Raw genomic sequence first — 14258 nt, forward strand, 5'->3', positions numbered from 1 at the left:
GCTCCTCCTCATTTCTTATCTTATCTAATATATCTAAAATTTAGTTGTTTTTCAATGTTACAACCTATTTGTCTTACGGTGTATCACTAATGAATATCATGAAAAATGTTGTAGACGGTCTTGCTCGACATTTCGCGTTCTTGTGCGACTTTTTTAATCGCCGCTTTCGGTTTCATACCTTCATCAATGTAATGTGTCACGTGGTCTTCAACGGACAGCGTTTCAAACCATGCCGTCCCTTCAATTGGTGCGGCACCTTCGATAATAATGACAAATTCTCCACGTAATGGAATGTCTGTTTCTAATTGTTCGAGCAATGATGTGACAGGTGCGGTCGTAATTTGCTCAAACTTCTTCGTCAACTCTCGTCCAAGCGTCACTGTCCGTTCAGCATCGATTTGAGCAATCACTTCGAGTGTATCTTTCACACGGTGCGGTGATTCATACAATAACAATGTACTGTCTTGATACATTCTCGTCTCTAGTAACGCCGTTTTATCACGCGATTTGCGAGGTAAAAATCCTAAAAACGTATATGTAAATGAAGGTAAACCACTCGCCATCAATGCCGTCAAGCCTGCATTCGGCCCAGGAATTGGCACGACTGTAACACCTTGTTCACGTGCACGAACTACCAATTCATACCCCGGATCCGAAATCAATGGTAAGCCCGCATCAGAGACCAAAGCGATAGTTTTTCCTGCTACTAGCATGTCGATCAAAGTTTCAGTTTCCTGTTCTTTATTATGGTCATGATAAGACTTTAAAGGGGTTGTAATCTCAAAATGATGACACAATTTTTTCGTCACACGTGTATCTTCACATGCGATGAGATCCACATGTTGTAACGTATAAATCGCTCGGAATGTCATGTCTTCTAAATTTCCGATGGGCGTACCGACTAAATAGAGCTCTCCCATGTTATCGCTCCTCAATTAAATGTATTTTTTGTTGTCGCGTCAATTTTTTAATCGCATGTTCTCGCTTTAATGCTTCTGATTTCGTCTCGAAAATTTCATGATAACACAATGTGACCGGTCGTCTCGTTTTTGTATACTTCGCACCTTTACCTTCATTATGTTTGACGATGCGCGCTTCCAAATCATTTGTATACCCCGTATAAAATGTTGCATCATTACATTGTACGATATACGTATAATGTTTAGCCATAATAAATCTCCTTCATTTCTGGCGTATAATCCCCTTGTTCATCATAAATATAAAAAGGGGGTGCAATATCGAGACCTTGACGTCCCCCTTTACGGCCTTCAACGACAATCGTCTGTGCAGCTTTTCCAGGCTTACTAAAAATCATATGCAAACGTTTCGGTTCAATACGATAATGACGCATAGATTCAAACAAATCCAGCATTCGTTCTGCTCGATGCACCATCACAACCCGCCCCCCTTCTTTTAACAAATGGTTGCTAACACGCAAACAATCATCCAACGTACAATAAATTTCATGACGCGCAATTTTGTGGGCTTCAAGTTGATGTTGATTCGTTTGATTTGCTTTAAAATAAGGGGGATTGCAGGTGATTAAATCAAACTGCGCTGGGGAATACGCTTGAATGAGCGCATTAATATCCATTTCAACCATTGTAATACGGTCTTCTAAATGATTGTATTGAACACTGCGAACTGCCATATTAACAAGCTGTGGCTGAATTTCCACACCTGTAATCACATTATTTCCTTTGTCCGACAACAATAATGGAATCACGCCATTACCTGCACACATATCTAAAATGCGATCTCGTTTCCTCACTTCTGTAAAATGACCTAATAGCAGTGCATCTGTAGAAAAAGAAAAGACCGCATCATTTTGAATAATGCGTAAGTCTTCTCGTATTAAATAATCCAGTCTTTCACCAGGTTGTAACATCACAGCACCTCTATTCTTGCTTCTCATTTAGCACATTGAGACAAAACATACAGTCCTCGCCATGACGATGTTTACCGAATACATCATGACAAATATGGAAACCTTCATGATACAGTTTCGCAAAATATTCACGACTTTGACGCTGCTTTTTCACGGGTTTTTGAGGCGCTACTTCTGCTTCTTGAACTTGCGTTGCTTCCACATTATCTCGTTCTTGTTGCATCAATGTTTTAAAGTTATCATTTTCTAGTTGTAATGCTACATTTTCTTCCACTAGCTCTACAGTCAGTGCTTTTAACTCCTGCATGCTTTCATTCAAACGCGCAACGTGTTGTTCTAACTGCATTAAGCGAGCGAATAATTCGTTTCGATCCAACAGATGTACCTCCTATTTTAATGTTTCTAACTCTTCAATATGGTATTCCATCAATTGTTCCATGCCATCTAATCGCACTTGCATTGATACATCAATAATATTCAGACTGACGACTTCACCATGTCCTTCTGGTGTTTGAATACGTGTCCCGATATCTGGTAACTGTTCACGTGCTGATTCATAAAAATCATTTTCAAATTTCAAACAACACATTAAACGGCCACATGCACCCGAAATTTTAGTCGGATTTAACGATAAATTTTGGTCTTTTGCCATTTTGATTGAGACCGGTTCGAAATCTCCTAAAAACGTCGCGCAACATAGCGAACGCCCACACGGACCAATCCCACCGAGTAATTTCGCTTCATCACGCACGCCGATTTGACGCAATTCGATACGTGTTTTTAAGCGCTGCGCCAGCATACGCACTAATTTTCGGAAATCGATACGTTCATCCGCTGTAAAATTAAAAATGATTTTAGAACGGTCTAAAATGTATTCGCAATTCACGACGCACATCTCCAAACCTAATTGTTCGACAAATCCTTTACACATATCCGCCGCACGCGCTGCATCCACTTCGTTTTTTTCATATTGGATTAAATCCGCTTCCGTTGCGATACGTAAAACAGGCTTTAATGGCAGTGTGACGTCTTGCTCTGATACCTCTCTCGGCGCATGCCTCACAACACCTAATTCGTGGCCACGCTTAGATTCCACTACGACATACTGCCCTATGGTGAGTGAAGTAGTATTTGGCGCATAATATTCTAATGTATTGGCCTTTTCAAAGTAAATCCCTACAACAGCATACATCAGCGTCACCCTTTCACTTTAATTGCAATTTGCTCAAATACTAGCGTAGCGTTCACGTTTTGATTGAGCTTTTTATGTGCTTCTGTTATTTGCTCTATAATATAGGTTAAATGGTGATAACTCAACCGTGTCACCAACGTCTCATATTCTGACTGCAACTCTGAAAATGTAATCCGCTCCACCATGCCCACTTTGACGTACATTAAATCTTGGAAAAACGCATTCATACCAGATAACGCCAACAATTGTAACTGTCTCGTTTTTGCATGTTTCATCAATTCCACAACACCAATTAATGCCATTTCGCGTTGGTTTAACAACTTATCACACCATTGTAAAAGCATCTTACGCATCGGAGCTAATTCAACACTTTCATGAAGTTGTAGCGCCACCTCAAGTTGTGTCGTATACGTACTTAACAACTCTGCAATCGGTACAGTTAACGTGTCATCTTGTTCCGTTAATCGCGACACAAATGTAGCACGTGACATTGGTTTAAAATACACATGCTGACAACGAGAATGAATCGTATCTAAAATTTGTTCGGGTTTGGTTGTCATAATCATCGCAATGGTATTTTTCGGCGGTTCTTCTAAAAACTTAAGAATACTATTTTCACCTTGAACCGTTAATTTTTCAAAGTCTTGGATAATGTAAACTTTATAGTCCCCTTCAATAGGCAATTGGTTCATATGATGTACTAAGTTTTCGACTTGTTCCTTTTTGAGTGTCGTCTCATCTGTCATCACATATTGAAAGTCAGGATGGTTCTGCCCTTCAACTTTCAAGCGACATCGTTCTTCATCTTGACATAAAATGAGTTGCGCAAAGGCTATCGCGGTCGTCTTCATTGCTTCGGCGTCATCACCTTCGAATAAATACGCATGTGACAGTTTTTGATTGTGATAGGCTTTGGTGAGTTGTTCGATTACTTCCATTAACCTTGCGCTCCTTTTGTAAAGATATTGATGGATATGTATGAGATACTACTCCATTTTACCGCAATATGTGTGGATAGACTATGACTTTATTTCATTCGTCAACATCTTCATTGTATTGATATTTATTTAGAGATTCATCAGACTTTTGTTGAGATAACTACATACGCATCTATTCAATAAAAAAGGTTGCGACTATACATATGACTTATTGGCGTCATACTGTCACAACCTTCCTTACTATTTTAAAATTGATGGAACGATTCAACTGGCATGACAAAGACTGTTGCACCGCCGACTTCTACTTCAACAGGATATGGGATATAAGAATCTGCGCTACCTCCCATTGGCGTAATAGGCGATACAAGTTGTTCTCTATTGCCACATGAGCCGCCAATGAGTTCAAGTATTTCCTCCACACGCTCATCTTCCACACCGCTTAAAAATGTTGTATTACCCGCGCGCAAGAAGCCACCCGTTGTTGCCAATTTTGTCGCACGAAAATTGTTTTCAACGAGTTTGTCTGCAAGTTCTTGACTATCTTGGTCTTGAACAATTGCTATAATCATTTTCATTTTTCTAACACCTCTTGAAGTTTAGTATAACATATCTGAGTACATGGCTTCACATGGTTTCAAATCACATTACTGCGCATCTATTTTTTGTAAAATCACTTGTAATGCCGCAGTTACAACTTGTTCAATCGATTGATTCGCATTAATGACCGCAAAACGCTTGGGATCTTGTGAGATGAGTTGCTGATATCCTTCAACCACACGTTCATGAAATGCCACGCTTTCCTTATCTAAACGATTTTGTGCGCGGCGATTACTTTCAATACGCGTTCGACCAACTTCAGCTGGAATATCCAAATAAATCGTTAAATCGGGATATCGTCCTTCAATCGCAAAATCATTAATAGCTTGTACTTCTTTTACCCCAATTTTTCGAGCATAACCTTGGTATGCTAAAGAACTGTCAATAAAGCGGTCACAAATGACAAGTCGTCCTTGCGATAACGCTGGGAGGACTTTTGCAACAAGATGCTCCCTTCTCGAAGCCGCAAACAATAAGGCCTCTGTTCGCGCATCCATCGTTTCTCCATCTAATAAAATTTGACGAATCGCTTCTGCTGTTTGTACGCCCCCCGGCTCACGTGTCGTCATCACGTCATAGTGTTGCGCTAATTGTTCTGAAACTGCTTGAACAACAGTCGTTTTGCCAGAACCTTCTGGACCTTCAATTGTGATAAACAGAGACATCTTCACTCATCCTTCACTGTAATTTTATCATCCATAAGACCTTCCACACAAAAGCCTCTAGACTGCCAATATTCTATTAATTTTATCATATCTGTGGTCACTATTTCTCCTTTTAACAGTGACGGAATACCGGGTGGATACGGTGTTAAATGTCGGGATAATATACGTCCTTCAGCTTTTTGATAAGGGATAGACCGCGACGGATGCATGCCAATTGCTCGATATGTACTCGGTTGTGTAAATAAATGTGGTGGCTTGTCATGAACTGATTGTGCTTCTGGCCTTAAAGTCATCCGGTCAATCCTTTCGAGCAGTTCTTCAAAAGGAAATCGATCTTGATGATGCCATAACGGTAAAACCCATAACACCGCATTTTCATCCGACAGTTCGACATCAATCGCCTGTGCTTCCATTTGAGCTTGTAACGATGAGCCCGTCATACCTTTATATCGAATTAATAATTTCAACGGATCTTGTGGTGTAATCACTGTTAAACCTTTATTTTCAAGTGTTGCAATGAGTTGCTTTCTTTTTTCAAAAAATAACGTACTGTCATACGATGCATAAAATGCTTGAGCAGCTTCTAGACTTTCCATAAGCAAGTAAGACGGGCTAGAAGATTGAAATACTTGTAAACCATACTCAATCCATTCACGATAAGGGGCATCTTGATGTATCCATAACACCGAGCTCATCGTCAAACTCGGCAATGTTTTATGATAAGATTGCACAACATAGTCCGCCCCCGCTCGCATACTTGACTCTGGAAAGCCAGGCAAATCAAAATGAGCACCATGCGCCTCGTCAACGAGAACAGGAATATTGAGTTGATGAAATTGTTCAACGACATGTGCCACATCAAACGTTTCACCATAATAATTCGGATAAGTCACAACACCTAATTTCGTACGTTCTAAATCAGTTCGCCCAACGTCAGGTTGCCAATATTGTCCTGTTTTCTCGCTCACGGACGTCGCCAAAATTTGCGCGCTTTGTTGTCCTAATTCTAATGCGTGAAATATTGATTTATGAACATTTCGTGCAATAGCAACATCCCCCGGAATCGACGCAAGCGCATGAATGACTGCGAGTATACCACTTGTCGTCCCATTCACTAAAAAGTAACCCCGATAACCCGGATATTTATTGAATTGCATCATACTTTCATACAAGACCTCTTCAGCATGATGAAGATTATCAAAACCTGTAATCTCTGTCATATCATATGGAACCTGTGTCATTGAAAGATTACCGATTGTCCCATTTTTATGACCTGGGACATGCATCGAAATCGGTTGACTTTTTCGCCATTCCAACATTTTCGCTCTTAATGGTTGCTGCATCCATAGCCCCCCTTTCTTTTATGCAATTAAACCTTTTCGTAACATCATGATTTTAACATATTCACTATATCAATGTTACAAACTATATTACTACAAATGACTCTATCTATAATATCTTTAACACATCTAAAAGAGAAAAATGTAAAATAAGTCCCTTTCCATTTTCCAAGTACTAACTCTATGTAAAAATTTTGCTTTTTAGAAAGATTTTTCATTCATCTCAGACTACTGATTAACATAAATTGAGGACCGCTAACACCTGAATAAATCCAGGTGCTCACGGCCCTTAGTGTTCTTATCGCCTTAAAATTAAAAATGGTAAGTTTTATTATTAACTTTTAGTGATTTCAAATTCTGTAATTTTATCTTTATTAGGGTTGAATTCCTTTGATTGATTATTTGGAACATCTCCGACTTTTCCGCCACCTTGAATTGTTCCACCATCTTCGGTAGTTACTTTAAGTGTAAAACTATATTCTTTTGGGTCCAAGCCCTTCTCATTTAATTCTTTTGCAATCTTATCGGATAACTCTTTAGCTGTAATTTTATCTTTGCTAAGGATATCTGTAAAATCGAGTTCCTTATCATCTACATTTTTCTTAAAGTGTTGACTATTCGGGTTTTCCTCTTGTGCTTTTGCTTCATAATTAACTCCAGAGTCTTGGTATAACGTGACAGTACTAGCTAAACCTGTTAATACAGCACCTGCAATAGCTAATTTACTAAATAAACTAAAATTCATACTTATACACTCCGTTCTAATTTTATTTTAACCAAAAATAATAAAACTAAAAAATACAATACATCTAGATGTGTTTAAATTTTACAATAAAAGATAAATAAAATCAACTAAAATTATCAACTTATAAAAATTTTTTATAAATTGTCCATATTTCCGTTTATTTTATCATGATTTTTTATGAAAACGTACGTGTCAACTTTGGAGTCGCAGTCTAATATTCATTGACTGATACGTTTCAAAGACTTTGATGATATCACCACAACCTCTATTACATAGGAATTTGAAGTTATCAAATTGCATATTTTCTCTTATAATAGTTTAATTTATTCCACTGCCAGTCTGTAACAATCTTTCACTGTCATATTGTTATACCTAGTGGATACACCAAAAACCAGTTGAGACGTAATTCCTAGCTAATGCGCTAAAAAGCTCTAATTAGATAGCAAAACAATTTCTATTGATAGGTATGAGCGATATATGAATTTGATCATTTACGCAGTCATATGATTTTATGTACAAAACCCTTTCGCACCACTTCTAAAACAAAGAGGTTAAGCAACACTATTTTGCTTAACCTCTTTGTTTTGCGTATCAGTCCTATTTGACAAAGCGTCTCATTGCGAAAAAGAGAGAATATACAAAAAAAGCCTCGAAACAATAATGATTGCTTCGAAGCTTTTGAAATAACCTGGCACCGTCCTACTCTCGCGGAACGTAAGTCCGACTACCATCGGCGCTAAAGAGCTTAACTTCTGTGTTCGGCATGGGAACAGGTGTGACCTCTTTGCCATTGGCACCAGATTAAGTTTTTGAATGTCATACATTCAAAACTAGATAGTAAGTATATTTATCACAAGCATTACCTTATGAACAATTATGTTGATTAAGTCTTCGATCGATTAGTATTCGTCAGCTCCACGTATCGCTACGCTTCCACCTCGAACCTATTCACCTCATCATCTTTGAGGGATCTTATAACCGAAGTTGGGAAATCTCATCTCGAGGGGGGCTTCATGCTTAGATGCTTTCAGCACTTATCCCGTCCATACATAGCTACCCAGCTATGCCGTTGGCACGACAACTGGTACACCAGAGGTATGTCCATCCCGGTCCTCTCGTACTAAGGACAGCTCCTCTCAAATTTCCTACGCCCACGACGGATAGGGACCGAACTGTCTCACGACGTTCTGAACCCAGCTCGCGTACCGCTTTAATGGGCGAACAGCCCAACCCTTGGGACCGACTACAGCCCCAGGATGCGATGAGCCGACATCGAGGTGCCAAACCTCCCCGTCGATGTGAACTCTTGGGGGAGATAAGCCTGTTATCCCCGGGGTAGCTTTTATCCGTTGAGCGATGGCCCTTCCATGCGGAACCACCGGATCACTAAGTCCGTCTTTCGACCCTGCTCGACTTGTAGGTCTCGCAGTCAAGCTCCCTTATGCCTTTACACTCTATGAATGATTTCCAACCATTCTGAGGGAACCTTTGAGCGCCTCCGTTACTCTTTAGGAGGCGACCGCCCCAGTCAAACTGCCCGCCTGACACTGTCTCCCAGCACGATAAGTGCTGCGGGTTAGAAATCCAATACAATTAGGGTAGTATCCCACCAATGCCTCCACGTAAGCTAGCGCTCACGCTTCTAAGGCTCCTACCTATCCTGTACAAACTGTACCGAATTTCAATATCAGGCTACAGTAAAGCTCCACGGGGTCTTTCCGTCCTGTCGCGGGTAACCGGCATCTTCACCGGTACTATGATTTCACCGAGTCTCTCGTTGAGACAGTGCCCAAATCGTTACGCCTTTCGTGCGGGTCGGAACTTACCCGACAAGGAATTTCGCTACCTTAGGACCGTTATAGTTACGGCCGCCGTTTACTGGGGCTTCGATTCGTAGCTTCGCTTGCGCTAACCACTCCTCTTAACCTTCCAGCACCGGGCAGGCGTCAGCCCCTATACGTCACCTTACGGTTTAGCAGAGACCTGTGTTTTTGATAAACAGTCGCTTGGGCCTATTCACTGCGGCTCTTCGAAGCGTGAACCTCAAAGAGCACCCCTTCTCCCGAAGTTACGGGGTCATTTTGCCGAGTTCCTTAACGAGAGTTCGCTCGCTCACCTTAGAATTCTCATCTTGACTACCTGTGTCGGTTTGCGGTACGGGCACCGTTATTCTAGCTAGAGGCTTTTCTCGGCAGTGTGAAATCAACGACTCGAGGAACAAGTTCCTCTCCCCATCACAGCTCAATCTTAAGAGTGCCGGATTTGCCTAACACTCAATCTCACTGCTTGGACGTGCACTCCAACAGCACGCTTCGCCTATCCTACTGCGTCCCCCCATCGCTTAAAACGAATAATGGTGGTACAGGAATATCAACCTGTTATCCATCGCCTACGCCTGTCGGCCTCAGCTTAGGACCCGACTAACCCAGAGCGGACGAGCCTTCCTCTGGAAACCTTAGTCAATCGGTGGACGGGATTCTCACCCGTCTTTCGCTACTCACACCGGCATTCTCACTTCTAAGCGCTCCACATGTCCTTGCGATCATGCTTCAACGCCCTTAGAACGCTCTCCTACCATTGTCCAAAGGACAATCCACAGCTTCGGTAATATGTTTAGCCCCGGTACATTTTCGGCGCAGTGTCACTCGACTAGTGAGCTATTACGCACTCTTTAAATGATGGCTGCTTCTAAGCCAACATCCTAGTTGTCTGGGCAACGCCACATCCTTTTCCACTTAACATATATTTTGGGACCTTAGCTGGTGGTCTGGGCTGTTTCCCTTTCGAATATGGACCTTATCACCCACATTCTGACTCCCAAGTTAAATTATTTGGCATTCGGAGTTTGTCTGAATTCGGTAACCCGAGAGGGGCCCCTCGTCCAAACAGTGCTCTACCTCCAATAATCATCACTTGAGGCTAGCCCTAAAGCTATTTCGGAGAGAACCAGCTATCTCCAAGTTCGATTGGAATTTCTCCGCTACCCTCAGTTCATCCGCTCACTTTTCAACGTAAGTCGGTTCGGTCCTCCATTCAGTGTTACCTGAACTTCAACCTGACCAAGGGTAGATCACCTGGTTTCGGGTCTACGACCAAATACTCATTCGCCCTATTCAGACTCGCTTTCGCTACGGCTCCACATTTTCTGCTTAACCTTGCATCAGATCGTAACTCGCCGGTTCATTCTACAAAAGGCACGCCATCACCCATTAACGGGCTCTGACTACTTGTAAGCACACGGTTTCAAGTTCTCTTTCACTCCCCTTCCGGGGTACTTTTCACCTTTCCCTCACGGTACTGGTTCACTATCGGTCACTAGAGAGTATTTAGCCTTAGGAGATGGTCCTCCCAGATTCCGACGGAATTTCACGTGCTCCGTCGTACTCAGGATCCACTCAAGAGAGAATTCGTTTTCGACTACAGGATTATTACCTTCTATGATTAACCTTTCCAGGTTATTCGTCTAACAAATTCTTTTGTAACTCCGTACAGAGTGTCCTACAACCCCAATAAGCAAGCTTATTGGTTTGGGCTCTTCCCGTTTCGCTCGCCGCTACTCAGGGAATCGATTTTTCTTTCTCTTCCTCCGGGTACTAAGATGTTTCAGTTCTCCGGGTCTGCCTTCTTGCATGCTATGTATTCACATGCAGATAACACGACATAACTCGTGCTGGGTTTCCCCATTCGGAAATCTCTGGATCAAAGCTTACTTACAGCTCCCCAAAGCATATCGTCGTTAGTAACGTCCTTCATCGGCTTCTAGTGCCAAGGCATCCACCGTGCGCCCTTAATAACTTAATCTATATGATATTTTGGCAAACGTTCGCATTCGGCTTCATCACTTCACATTCACTCAGTTACTTACGCGCAGTAAGCGCCTTCGCTCATGCTTGTGATTCATAGACTGACAAACGTTTTCAAAACATCATGTCGTCTACCGAAATACAATCTTTTCCAAAATCACCAGTTATTAATTATGTGAGTCGTCATTTGACGACTAGCGATAATTTTTTGTTTCAAGCTTTTAAACGCTTGTCACTCGGTTTTGCTTGGTAAAATCTATACTTACTTATCTAGTTTTCAATGTACAAATCATTCTGAACCCTCAAATGAATGAGCATTCAAAACTGAATACAATATGTCACGTTAATTCGCTTATCACCTAATAGTGATATTCCGTATATTATCCTTAGAAAGGAGGTGATCCAGCCGCACCTTCCGATACGGCTACCTTGTTACGACTTCACCCCAATCATTTGTCCCACCTTCGACGGCTAGCTCCAAAATGGTTACTCCACCGGCTTCGGGTGTTACAAACTCTCGTGGTGTGACGGGCGGTGTGTACAAGACCCGGGAACGTATTCACCGTAGCATGCTGATCTACGATTACTAGCGATTCCAGCTTCATGTAGTCGAGTTGCAGACTACAATCCGAACTGAGAACAACTTTATGGGATTTGCTTGACCTCGCGGTTTCGCTGCCCTTTGTATTGTCCATTGTAGCACGTGTGTAGCCCAAATCATAAGGGGCATGATGATTTGACGTCATCCCCACCTTCCTCCGGTTTGTCACCGGCAGTCAACTTAGAGTGCCCAACTGAATGATGGCAACTAAGTTCAAGGGTTGCGCTCGTTGCGGGACTTAACCCAACATCTCACGACACGAGCTGACGACAACCATGCACCACCTGTCACTTTGTCCTCCGAAGAGGAAAACTCTATCTCTAGAGCGGTCAAAGGATGTCAAGATTTGGTAAGGTTCTTCGCGTTGCTTCGAATTAAACCACATGCTCCACCGCTTGTGCGGGTCCCCGTCAATTCCTTTGAGTTTCAGTCTTGCGACCGTACTCCCCAGGCGGAGTGCTTAATGCGTTAGCTGCAGCACTAAGGGGCGGAAACCCCCTAACACTTAGCACTCATCGTTTACGGCGTGGACTACCAGGGTATCTAATCCTGTTTGATCCCCACGCTTTCGCACATCAGCGTCAGTTGCAGACCAGAAAGCCGCCTTCGCCACTGGTGTTCCTCCATATCTCTGCGCATTTCACCGCTACACATGGAATTCCACTTTCCTCTTCTGCACTCAAGTTTTCCAGTTTCCAATGACCCTCCACGGTTGAGCCGTGGGCTTTCACATCAGACTTAAAAAACCGCCTACGCGCGCTTTACGCCCAATAATTCCGGATAACGCTTGCCACCTACGTATTACCGCGGCTGCTGGCACGTAGTTAGCCGTGGCTTTCTGGTTAGGTACCGTCAAGATGTGCACAGTTACTTACACATTTGTTCTTCCCTAACAACAGAGCTTTACGATCCGAAGACCTTCATCACTCACGCGGCGTTGCTCCGTCAGGCTTTCGCCCATTGCGGAAGATTCCCTACTGCTGCCTCCCGTAGGAGTCTGGACCGTGTCTCAGTTCCAGTGTGGCCGATCACCCTCTCAGGTCGGCTACGTATCGTCGCCTTGGTAGGCCGTTACCCCACCAACTAGCTAATACGGCGCGGGTCCATCTATAAGTGACAGCAAGACCGTCTTTCACTGTAGAACCATGCGGTTCAACATGTTATCCGGCATTAGCCCCGGTTTCCCGGAGTTATTCCAGTCTTATAGGTAGGTTACCCACGTGTTACTCACCCGTCCGCCGCTAACGTCAAAGGAGCAAGCTCCTTATCTGTTCGCTCGACTTGCATGTATTAGGCACGCCGCCAGCGTTCATCCTGAGCCAGGATCAAACTCTCCATAAAAGAAGTAAGCTTGATATAGCTCGTTGATTGTTTAAGTCAATCACTCTCGAAAGTACTTTTGAAGTACTCAAATTATTGGAATTAACGTTGACATATTGTCATTCAGTTTTCAATGTTCATGTCATTTCTTTTTTTGACTCGACAAGAATTAATTATACACAAGTCATTCAACAAAGTCAACAACTTTTTTTAATTAATTTTTCATCTTCGTTGTGGCAACTTATTGTGCCGCTCAACAAGATATAACTATACAGCCTTTTAAACAGTTTAACAATCATAAAAATTACACCATTTCAATCACTTTGTTATATAAAGCGCACATTGTTGTTTTTTATTTTTACGATGAATTGAAAAAAATGTAATCAAACATTCTATCTCAACTACGGCCAACCTAATCATTTGCTGCATACTTCATATAGCACGCCACATCAAACGTTTTAAAATCGCATCTTTTTTATACATAATCCCCCCGAACCCATAACAACAAAAAAAGAAAAGCAACATGCGTATGCAACCACCCATGTCGCTTTTCTTCATATAAGTTTAAACCATTACATTTCCGTACGGCCAGAAATCGCTCTCGACAGTGTCACTTCATCCGCATATTCCAAATCGCCACCTACCGACAAACCTTGTGCCAATCGCGTCACACGAATACCCAAAGGTTTAACAAGGCGTGAGATGTACATCGCTGTAGATTCACCTTCTAAATTCGGGTTCATAGCTAAAATTAACTCTTTGACCCCTTCATCTTTTAAGCGTTCTACTAAACTTGGAATGTTGATGTCTTCAGGTCCGATACCATCCATAGGTGAAATCGTCCCGTGTAGCACATGATATAACCCTTTATATTCTTTCATTTTCTCCATCGCAATCACATCTTTATCATCTTCAACGACACAAATCATTGAACGATCACGCTGTTTATCTTCACAAATATAACAAGGGTCTTGTTCGGTAATATGACCACATACACTACAGTAGGTGAGTTCTCGTTTAACATCTACGAGTGCTTTAGCAAATTGTACGACGTCATCTTCTTTCATATCTAGTACGTGAAATGCCAGACGTTGAGCCGTCTTAGGACCAATGCCTGGCAATTTCATGAAACTATCAATCAGTTTCGATATCGGTTGAGGATAATGCAT

General features: G+C 42.1%; 11 protein-coding genes and 3 rRNA genes. All 14 read right to left on the reverse strand.

The window, feature by feature from the left end; translation table 11 throughout:
* Positions 1-86: 86 nt before the first annotated feature.
* Positions 87-920, reverse strand: coding sequence for a 16S rRNA (cytidine(1402)-2'-O)-methyltransferase (gene rsmI / locus P3U61_RS11210; RefSeq protein ID WP_099997509.1), 834 nt, complete (start codon positions 918-920; stop codon positions 87-89).
* Between the two features lies 1 nt (position 921).
* Positions 922-1170, reverse strand: coding sequence for a GIY-YIG nuclease family protein (locus P3U61_RS11215; protein ID WP_063279134.1), 249 nt, complete (start codon positions 1168-1170; stop codon positions 922-924).
* Positions 1163-1888 carry a tRNA1(Val) (adenine(37)-N6)-methyltransferase gene (locus P3U61_RS11220; RefSeq protein ID WP_014614818.1) on the reverse strand — a complete coding sequence of 242 codons (726 nt, stop codon included), beginning with the start codon at positions 1886-1888 and terminating at the stop codon, positions 1163-1165. The genes P3U61_RS11215 and P3U61_RS11220 overlap by 8 nt, the downstream gene beginning before the upstream one ends.
* A gap of 10 nt (positions 1889-1898) precedes the next feature.
* Positions 1899-2264 (reverse strand): DNA replication initiation control protein YabA, encoded by a 366-nt coding sequence (gene yabA / locus P3U61_RS11225; protein ID WP_014614819.1) that lies wholly within the window; start codon positions 2262-2264, stop codon positions 1899-1901.
* A gap of 12 nt (positions 2265-2276) precedes the next feature.
* Positions 2277-3080 carry a PSP1 domain-containing protein gene (locus P3U61_RS11230; RefSeq protein ID WP_014614820.1) on the reverse strand — a complete coding sequence of 268 codons (804 nt, stop codon included), beginning with the start codon at positions 3078-3080 and terminating at the stop codon, positions 2277-2279.
* A gap of 5 nt (positions 3081-3085) precedes the next feature.
* Positions 3086-4018: a DNA polymerase III subunit delta' C-terminal domain-containing protein gene (locus tag P3U61_RS11235; protein ID WP_099986721.1), complete on the reverse strand. Its 933-nt coding sequence runs from the start codon at positions 4016-4018 to the stop codon at positions 3086-3088.
* A gap of 245 nt (positions 4019-4263) precedes the next feature.
* A complete protein-coding gene (locus tag P3U61_RS11240; protein ID WP_014614822.1) occupies positions 4264-4593 on the reverse strand; it encodes a cyclic di-AMP receptor DarA in 330 nt (109 codons plus the stop codon).
* A 69-nt stretch (positions 4594-4662) separates the two neighbouring features.
* A complete protein-coding gene (gene tmk, locus P3U61_RS11245) occupies positions 4663-5280 on the reverse strand; it encodes a dTMP kinase (RefSeq protein WP_063284989.1) in 618 nt (205 codons plus the stop codon).
* A gap of 2 nt (positions 5281-5282) precedes the next feature.
* Positions 5283-6623, reverse strand: coding sequence for an Orn/Lys/Arg family decarboxylase (locus tag P3U61_RS11250; protein ID WP_101457806.1), 1341 nt, complete (start codon positions 6621-6623; stop codon positions 5283-5285).
* Positions 6624-6954: 331 nt separating this feature from the next.
* Positions 6955-7365: a hypothetical protein gene (locus P3U61_RS11255; RefSeq protein ID WP_015728586.1), complete on the reverse strand. Its 411-nt coding sequence runs from the start codon at positions 7363-7365 to the stop codon at positions 6955-6957.
* Positions 7366-8051: 686 nt separating this feature from the next.
* A 5S ribosomal RNA gene (gene rrf, locus P3U61_RS11260) occupies positions 8052-8166 on the reverse strand.
* Positions 8167-8244: 78 nt separating this feature from the next.
* Positions 8245-11166, reverse strand: a 23S ribosomal RNA gene (locus P3U61_RS11265).
* Between the two features lie 392 nt (positions 11167-11558).
* Positions 11559-13110: ribosomal RNA gene (locus P3U61_RS11270) — 16S ribosomal RNA — on the reverse strand.
* The 16S, 23S and 5S rRNA genes sit together here, the layout of an rRNA operon.
* Before the next feature lie 551 nt (positions 13111-13661).
* A complete protein-coding gene (gene recR, locus P3U61_RS11275; RefSeq protein WP_014614826.1) occupies positions 13662-14258 on the reverse strand; it encodes a recombination mediator RecR in 597 nt (198 codons plus the stop codon).

Origin of the sequence: Staphylococcus pseudintermedius (genome assembly GCF_034042775.1) — a bacterium.
Lineage (GTDB): Bacteria > Bacillota > Bacilli > Staphylococcales > Staphylococcaceae > Staphylococcus > Staphylococcus pseudintermedius.